We start from the raw sequence: 7,424 nt of genomic DNA, 5'->3' as shown, positions 1-7,424 counted from the left end.
GCGCATAACTTCTTTATGACGAACCCCAGCTTATCTGGACGTGGTAAGGCGCTTAAAAAGAGTATGGGTAAAAAGCGCCGTAAAAAATAGTGCCTTCAATGCGGTCGGTATTTCACGAGCGCAATATATTAGATTGAAGAAGTCATAACAAAAAACGGAACAATGATGTTCCGTTTTTTGTTGTTTCGTAAATGGTAGATTTATGCCGAGATTAACCATGGTTAAGGCCACAGTTGCACGCTTTATTTTGATATCTGGATTATTGATATCTGGTTTTCTTGATTGCGAGATCCCAACCCTCAAGGTTTTGTTTTCTGGTTGCGCCATCCATTTCTGGTGTAAAGCTTCGATCCAACGTCCAGTTTTCTTTAATATCTTCGAGTGATTTATAAATGCCGTGTTGAAGCCCTGCGAGATAGGCTGCGCCCAGTGCAGTGGTTTCTGGGACGGCAGGTCTGTCCACTTCCAAATTTAGTGTATCGGAAAGGAATTGCATGACCCAGTTGTTGGCAACCATGCCACCATCAACCTTCAGGGCTTTGGGCTTGATCCCGTCGTCTGCCATCGCCTCAAAAAGATCTCTGGTCTGATAACAAACCGCTTCCAATGTTGCTCGGACGATTTCTTCTGGTCCGCTGTCTCTTGTCAGCCCATAGATGGAGCCGCGGGCATGGGGATCCCAATAAGGGGCGCCAAGCCCCGTAAAGGCTGGAACAAGGTAAACGCCTTTGTTATCCGGAAGGCTTTTGGCAATCGCTTCAGTTTCGGATGCTGATTCAATTATTTTAAGGCCGTCGCGAAGCCATTGTACTGCTGCGCCGGACATAAAAATTGCGCCTTCTAAAGCATAGGATGTTTTGCCATTAATCCTATATCCAATAGTGGTGAGTAGCCGATTCTTTGAGGACAGAGGTTTTTCGCCTGTGTTCAGCAAAACAAAACAACCTGTGCCATAGGTGCTTTTGATATCCCCTGCATCATAACAGGTTTGGCCAAAACTTGCAGCTTGTTGATCGCCTGCAATGCCCTGTATTGGAATGGGAACTCCAAATATATCAGCGTTTGTTGTGCCGAAATCGGCTGCAGAATCTTTTACTTCTGGTAGGAGAGAAGCAGGAATATTGAACAATGCCAAAAGTTCATCATCCCATTTGAGGTCATGAATATTATAGAGCATAGTTCTAGAGGCATTTGTCACATCTGTTGCGTGCACTTTACCATTGGTTAAGCGCCAAAGCAGGAAACTATCAACGGTACCAAAGGCGAGTTCGCCACGGTTTGCTTTTTCACGAGCCCCTTCGATATTGTCTAAAACCCAGGCAACTTTTGTTGCAGAAAAATAGGGGTCGAGTAAAAGGCCCGTTTTGGCGGTTACTTTGTCTTCGTGATTTTGTTCTTTCAGTTTTGAACATAGTTCCGCTGTACGTCGATCTTGCCAGACGATTGCATTGTAGATCGGCAACCCGGTTGATCTGTCCCAGATAACGGTTGTTTCCCGTTGATTGGTAATGCCGATGGTGACGACGTTTGCGCCTTTTTCTTGTGCTGACTTAAGGGCCTCGCGCGATACCTCAAGTGTTGAGGCCCAAATAGCCTCGGGATCGTGCTCGACCCATCCGTCGTTCGGGAAAATTTGAGGAAATTCCTGTTGCGATGTTGCAAGGTTGTTGCCTTTGACATCAAAGATAATTGCCCGGCTGCTTGTTGTGCCTTGATCAATTGAAAGAATGTGTTGGTTTTCGCTCATTCCGGCTTCCCTTTTGACTCCCCTTGGAATTTGATCTTTACTTTCGTATGTTCGTTTATGAAAGTAAAGTGAACATCGGTTCCTTTTTTGTTAGAAATTGGGTAAAAGGGGCCAAGTGCTGATAAAAGCGCGAATTTGTTAGTGGGGAATGCAGATGAATCTGGAAAAACTTAGCCGTCGTCAAAGGCAGATTCTTGAATTGGCGAAGAATAATGGCTTCGTATCTATTGATTCAATGGCACAGGATTTTTCTGTAACAACCCAAACAATTCGGCGGGATATAAATGAGCTTTGTGATGCGAAGCTGCTGAACCGCTTTCATGGCGGAGCAAGTTTTAGTTCTTCTGTACTTAACCTCGACTATACACAGCGGCAGGGAATTAACGCGCAGGAAAAAGAAGGTATTGCGCAGCTTGTGGCGCGTGAGATTCCGAACAATGCATCGCTATTTATCAATATGGGAACGACAAACGAAAGCGTTGCCCAAGCTTTGATGGGACACACAGGGTTACGTGTCATTACAAACAGCCTGAGTGTTGCGCATATTATGAGTCCGAATCCCAGCTTTGAAATTATTGTTGCTGGTGGTGTTGTTCGAAATATGGATCGAAGCATCATTGGTGAAGCGACAATTGATTTCTTCCGTCAGTTTCGTGCCGATTTTGGCGTGATCGCTGTTGGTGGTATCGATGAAGACGGCAGTCTGCTGGATTACGATTATGGTGGTGTTCGGGTTTCTCAAACAATTATAGAAAACGCACGTCATACACTGCTTGTTGCTGATAGTAGTAAGTATGGTCGAAATGCGTTGGTTCGCTTAGGGCATTTATCTCAGATTGATACATTGGTTACGGATAGTATGCCGACCGAGCCCTTGTCTTCCATTATCAAATCGCTGGATCTGGAAGTTCTTTGTTAGAACCGGATTCTATCGAATTTTTGTAACTGAACATTCATAATTGCTGCTCAATTTTAGCTGATCATTCCTTGTTGTGCTGAAAAATAAATATTCACTTTCTTGATGGTTTCTTTTAATCCATTGTTTTTAAATAATTATTTTTGATATCTGGTTTCGAAGTAATTAAAATTATCTCTCTTTGCGTTCAAAGTTAGTGTCATAAAATATTCACTTTAGAAAAATATAACTTGCGTTTATGTTCAAAAATGAACATTTTATCATCAAGAGTTATAGATAATGAAGTCCCTGAGGAGCAAATAATGGCGGTTCGCGTAGCAATTAATGGTTTTGGTCGTATTGGCCGACTTGTGTTGAGGGCCATCGTTGAATCAGGTCGTGATGATATCGAGGTCGTTGCTATCAATGACTTGGCATCTGCTCAGGCCAATGCTCACCTTCTCAAATATGACTCAGTACACGGTACGCTTCGTAAAGATATCAAAGCTGACGACAATGCTTTGATCATTGAGGGCAAACGCATTGCAGCTTTGTCAGAACGTAATCCTGCTGATTTGCCGTGGGGCGAGTTGGGGGTTGATGTTGCGCTTGAATGCACCGGACTTTTCACAGATCGTGATAAAGCATCTCTTCATCTAGAAGCTGGCGCAAAGAAAGTATTGATTTCTGCACCGGGTAAAAATGCTGATCTAACGGTTGTTTACGGTGTGAACCATGACAAGATCGCTCCGGAGCATACCATTGTTTCCAATGCATCCTGTACGACAAACTGTCTGGCACCCGTTGCCCATGTTCTTAACCAGTTGGTTGGCTTGGAAGAAGGTTTTGTTACGACTGTTCACGCCTATACGGGTGATCAGAACACCGTTGATACCATGCATTCTGACCTTCGTCGGGCCAGAGCAGCGGCTCTTTCCATGATCCCGACATCCACGGGTGCGGCCCGTGCTGTTGGTCTTGTTCTACCTGAACTTGATGGCAAGTTAGATGGCACAGCCGTTCGTGTTCCGACAGCAAATGTTTCCATGATTGACCTTGTCTTTACAGCGGGAAGAAAGACAACTGCCGAAGAAATTAATGCAGCAATGATTGCCGCTTCCGAAGGTGCTCTCAAAGGTGTTTTAGAAACTAATAATGAGCCGTTGGTTTCAATAGATTTTAACCACTCTCCTGCCAGTTCGACTTTTGACCTGACGCAAACCCAACTTGTTGGTGATCGTTTGGTCCGTGTCTTGAGCTGGTATGATAACGAGTGGGGGTTCTCCAACCGTATGGTTGACACTGCTGTCGCCCTGGGGCTTAGCCTCTAGGTCTACTTGATCAGGAGAGAGTAGAGGGCTCTCTCCTGATCTTTTTTTGTCCTGATATCTTTTGTTGATGACAAGAAAATCAGTGTTTTGCAGAGAAAAAATAAATAGAAAAAATCGGCACGAATTGGCGTGCCGTTTTCTGTATTCTGGTCCTAAGCTCGGATTTGAGGATACAATGCAAGGGCTTCGTTGATCGAGACAAAACTGTCGTCGTTGAGCCAAGCTTTTGTAATAGAAAACTGATAAGACAGATAAAACAGGATATAATCCTGAAATAAACACAATGAAAAGGTTCCTGACATGAAACGTAAGCGTCTTTGTAAGATTGTAGCGACACTTGGCCCTGCCAGTTCGGATAAGGAGACTATTACGGCGCTGTTCGAAGCAGGTGTTGATACTTTCCGTCTCAATTTCAGCCATGGGACGCACGAAGATCACAAAGAACGTTACGATCTGATCCGCGAAGTTGAAAAAGAAGCAGGTCGTCCAATTGCTGTTTTAATGGATCTTCAGGGGCCAAAATTACGTGTCGGTCGTTTTGTGAATGATTCAGCTGAATTGGTTAATGGCTCGACTTTCAAACTGGATATGAAAGACGAGCTTGGGGATGCCAAGCGCGCAACCCTACCACACAAAGAAATTTTTGATGCACTCGAAGTTGGAACAGATCTGTTGCTGGATGATGGTCGGATCCGGTTACGCGTTACAGGGCTAAGTGGCACAGAGGCAACAACCGAAGTTGTTGTCGGCGGTGTGTTGTCAAACAATAAAGGTGTGAATGTCCCTGGTGTTGTTTTACCTTTGTCAGCCCTTACCGAAAAAGACTTGCTAGATATGGAGTTTGGCCTGGAACTTGGCTGTGACTGGTGTGCCTTGTCCTTTGTTCAGCGTCCAGAAGACGTGATGGAGGCACGCAAGCTTGTTAATGGGCGTGCTGGCGTTATGGCTAAGCTGGAAAAACCATCTGCGATTGAACAACTGGAAGCGATTGTTGAGTTGACCGATGCTGTTATGGTTGCGCGTGGAGATCTGGGGGTCGAGCTACCACCGGAAAATGTGCCTGTTTTACAAAAACGTATCATCGGAACTTGCCGCGAACACGGAAAACCCGTGATTGTGGCAACGCAGATGTTGGAAACAATGGTTTCCGCACCGACACCGACGAGAGCTGAGGCATCTGATGTGGCCACAGCCGTTTATGACGGAGCAGATGCTGTGATGCTTTCAGCAGAATCAGCTAGCGGAGCTTATCCTCTTGAGGCGGTGACGATGATGAACCGCATCATTGAAACAATTGAGCAGGATCCGCTCTACCTTAAACTGGTGCATGCAGATGAAATCCTGCCTAATCCAACAGAAGCGGATGCAATCAGTGATGCCGCACGTCATGTTGCCGATTTGGTTGATGCAAAAGCGATTGTCACCTTCACGACAACGGGGAGTACGGCTTTCAGGGCAGCACGTGGGCGCCCTAATACACCTCTGTTAGGATTGACTCCTGATTTACGGGTCGCGAGAAAGATGGCCTTGGTCTGGGGTGTTCATTCTGTGAATACACGTGACGTTAGCAGTTTTGGTGAAATGGTTGGTAAATCAACCCGTATCGCCCGCCGTGAAGGTTTTTGTGAAAATGGTGATAAAGTTGTCGTGACAGCAGGAGTTCCTTTTGGCACGCCTGGCGCGACAAACAATCTTCGTATTGCTACAGTAGGCCAGCATGAAAAGCCTGACCCTACGTCGTGATCTTAATGCCGCGTTGATAATGAAAAAGCAGCCTGATGGCTGCTTTTTCATTATGTGCTTATCATCGAGCAGTACAGCTGGACTGTAAGGTTCATTCCTGTTGCAGCCTGATTTGTTTGCAGAGTACTCCTGGCTAAAGCTTGTTAAGGGGGATTTTCAAATATCTATCACCGTCTTCTTCTTGCGGTGGTAGATCCCCGGCACGCATGTTCACCTGGATCGAAGGGATTAAAAGTGCGGGCATGGCGAGTTGTTTGTCGCGTTCAGTGCGCATCTTTATGAACGCGTCTCTTGTAACCCCTTTGTGTACATGTAGGTTCTTGGCCTGTTGTTCTTTGACCGTACTTTCCCATGCAATTTGACGACCATTCGGGGCATAGTCATGACAAGTGTAGAGTTTTGTATTTTCGTCTAGGGATAAAATTTTCTTGATTGAATCGTATAGCTGACCAGCATCGCCCCCCGGAAAATCTGTGCGTGCGGTGCCAAAATCAGGCATGAACAGGGTATCCCCAACAAAGGCATTGTCATCTATCAGATAGGTAACACAAGCTGGTGTGTGGCCAGGGGTATGCATGACTTTGCAGACAGTATTGCCAAGTAGAAACTCTTCGTTATCTTCAAACAGATGGTCAAATTGCTGTCCGTCAGTGTTGAAACCTGATTCTGCATTATAGATTGTTTTAAACGTTTTCTGAATTTCAGGGATGTGATTGCCAACAGCAATTTTTCCGCCCACATTTTTTTTAATAAAAGGGGCTGCACTCAAGTGATCTGCATGTACATGAGTTTCAAGAATCCACTGACAGGTCAGCTTCTGTTTTGTAAGAAAATCAACGATTTTTTGTGCGCTTTGTGTGGATGTTCGTCCAGAGCTGGCATCAAAATCAAGGGCAGTATCTATCACAGCGCATTTTTTTGTTTTTATGTCCCAGACAAGATAGGAAACTGTGTTACTTGCGTCGTGAAAGAAAGCTTCAATTTTTACTGGCATACCTACCTCCATTTTGAAAAAGGATAACATCATCCTTTATAAAATAGGTAGTTCTGTTTATGTTCAAAGTACTTTTCAATAATGAGGCGCCTTCCTGAGGATTAACAGAAAGATATAGGGTTCGAGGCTGTAAGGGGTGTTTTTATCTGAGGCTTTTTAGAGTGTGAAGAATTTAGTCATCGACCGTTAATTTCAGGATGCTAAAAATACTTATTTTTAATGGTTTTATAACCCTCAACGGATATTCTTTGTTTACGAAGGTAATTAGGCTCCTGTCTGGGTATTTGGATAGTTAGCTATTTTGTGGTTCAGGAAGACCTTGTGTTGCAGCATGATATAAAGAAATCGCGAATTATTATTGTTGGTGATGATGAAGCCTTTTGCAAAGATATTTGCGTTTCGCTTAACGATGCTGGCTTTTCTGTCGTCGTTGTATCTGAGGAATTTGATCCTGAAGCTCTGATTAAGCCTGATCTTTTTTTGTTTTCCGCCAGTTCATTGAACGGAAAACTAAGACAAAAACTTGCCAACTATAAATCGTTATCTTGGACTCAGCGTTGCCCCATCATCTGTATCTCTGATGATAGCTTGGATGCGGCGGGACAATCGGCATCTTCTTTGTTTGATGATTTTATTATTTTCCCTCGTGATATTGACCGCTTAGGGCTAAGTTGCCAAACCCTGCTCAGTATTTCTTATGAGCGCTCAAAGCTT

The 7,424-nt window shown here is 44.5% G+C and carries 6 protein-coding genes; 4 read left to right on the top strand and 2 right to left on the bottom strand.

What is annotated here, in order from left to right:
- Positions 1–259: 259 nt before the first annotated feature.
- Complete coding sequence (glpK, locus tag Q0241_RS01190; protein ID WP_299371801.1) at positions 260–1,747, bottom strand: glycerol kinase GlpK; 1,488 nt, start codon at positions 1,745–1,747, stop codon at positions 260–262.
- A 154-nt stretch (positions 1,748–1,901) separates the two neighbouring features.
- On the opposite strand from glpK, the gene Q0241_RS01185 reads away from it, so the two are divergent.
- From Q0241_RS01185 to pyk, 3 genes are all read left to right on the top strand, one after another.
- Positions 1,902–2,666 carry a DeoR/GlpR family DNA-binding transcription regulator gene (locus Q0241_RS01185; protein WP_299371799.1) on the top strand — a complete coding sequence of 255 codons (765 nt, stop codon included), beginning with the start codon at positions 1,902–1,904 and terminating at the stop codon, positions 2,664–2,666.
- 299 nt (positions 2,667–2,965) lie between these two features.
- Positions 2,966–3,973 (top strand): type I glyceraldehyde-3-phosphate dehydrogenase, encoded by a 1,008-nt coding sequence (gene gap, locus Q0241_RS01180; RefSeq protein ID WP_299371797.1) that lies wholly within the window; start codon positions 2,966–2,968, stop codon positions 3,971–3,973.
- A gap of 300 nt (positions 3,974–4,273) precedes the next feature.
- Complete coding sequence (gene pyk / locus Q0241_RS01175; RefSeq protein WP_299371795.1) at positions 4,274–5,716, top strand: pyruvate kinase; 1,443 nt, start codon at positions 4,274–4,276, stop codon at positions 5,714–5,716.
- A 133-nt stretch (positions 5,717–5,849) separates the two neighbouring features.
- Here pyk and Q0241_RS01170 read toward each other — a convergent pair whose 3' ends face one another.
- Positions 5,850–6,710 carry an MBL fold metallo-hydrolase gene (locus tag Q0241_RS01170; protein WP_299371793.1) on the bottom strand — a complete coding sequence of 287 codons (861 nt, stop codon included), beginning with the start codon at positions 6,708–6,710 and terminating at the stop codon, positions 5,850–5,852.
- A 321-nt stretch (positions 6,711–7,031) separates the two neighbouring features.
- Here Q0241_RS01170 and Q0241_RS01165 point away from each other — a divergent pair.
- Positions 7,032–7,424: hypothetical protein (locus Q0241_RS01165; RefSeq protein ID WP_299371791.1), on the top strand; the 393-nt coding region annotated here is incomplete at its 3' end.

The sequence above is a fragment of the uncultured Kiloniella sp. genome (assembly GCF_937128705.1).
Lineage (GTDB): Bacteria > Pseudomonadota > Alphaproteobacteria > Kiloniellales > Kiloniellaceae > Kiloniella.
The sequence above is the reverse complement of the archived record's forward strand: the minus strand, read 5'-3'. Positions and strand labels throughout refer to the sequence as shown.

What these genes read in the sequence shown, in the direction of transcription:
- glpK (WP_299371801.1), bottom strand. Translation starts at nt 1,747, where the DNA reads ATGAGCGAAAACCAACACATTCTTTCAATTGATCAAGGCACAACAAGC.
- Q0241_RS01185 (WP_299371799.1), top strand. Translation starts at nt 1,902, where the DNA reads ATGAATCTGGAAAAACTTAGCCGTCGTCAAAGGCAGATTCTTGAATTG.
- pyk (WP_299371795.1), top strand. Translation starts at nt 4,274, where the DNA reads ATGAAACGTAAGCGTCTTTGTAAGATTGTAGCGACACTTGGCCCTGCC.
- Q0241_RS01170 (WP_299371793.1), bottom strand. Translation starts at nt 6,710, where the DNA reads ATGCCAGTAAAAATTGAAGCTTTCTTTCACGACGCAAGTAACACAGTT.
- gap (WP_299371797.1), top strand. Translation starts at nt 2,966, where the DNA reads ATGGCGGTTCGCGTAGCAATTAATGGTTTTGGTCGTATTGGCCGACTT.